This window comes from Streptomyces sp. CO7 (assembly GCF_053474865.1).
This window is the reverse complement of sequence record NZ_JBRIOU010000141.1, coordinates 1-404: the sequence shown is the minus strand read 5'-3', so window position 1 is coordinate 404 and position 404 is coordinate 1. Positions and strand designations below refer to the sequence as shown.

1 protein-coding gene is annotated in these 404 nt (G+C 75.5%); it reads left to right on the top strand.

What is annotated here, in order from left to right; all coding sequences use genetic code 11:
* Positions 1-247, top strand: a 247-nt coding sequence (locus ACOV8S_RS31480; RefSeq protein ID WP_448321884.1) for a hypothetical protein, incomplete at its 5' end; no start/stop codon positions are given.
* Between the last annotated feature and the right edge of the window lie 157 nt (positions 248-404).

Genomic DNA, 404 nt, shown 5'->3' with positions numbered 1-404 from the left:
CCAGATCGCGCGCTGGGTGCCGGGGACGTACCAGTCGCTGGGCGCGGACGGCTGGGGCTTCGCCGACACGCGCGGGGCGGCCCGGCGCTTCTTCCACATCGACGCGGAGTCGATCGTGGTGGCGGTGCTGAGCGAGCTGGCGCGGGAGGGGAAGATCGACCGGTCGGTGCTGAAGCAGGCGATCGACCGGTACCGGCTGCTGGACGTGACCGCGGCCGACCCGGGGGTCGCGGGCGGGGACGCCTAGACGCGCCCGGCGAGGGTGCTGCTTGCGCGCTGCCCCCCTCCAGCAGCGCGCCGCAGCCTCTCGCCCTCCGTGCCCCGCGGAGGACGCGACGCCCTCCGTACTCGCGGAGGACCTGACGCCCTCCGTACTCGCGGAGGACGCGACGCCCTTCGTGCCC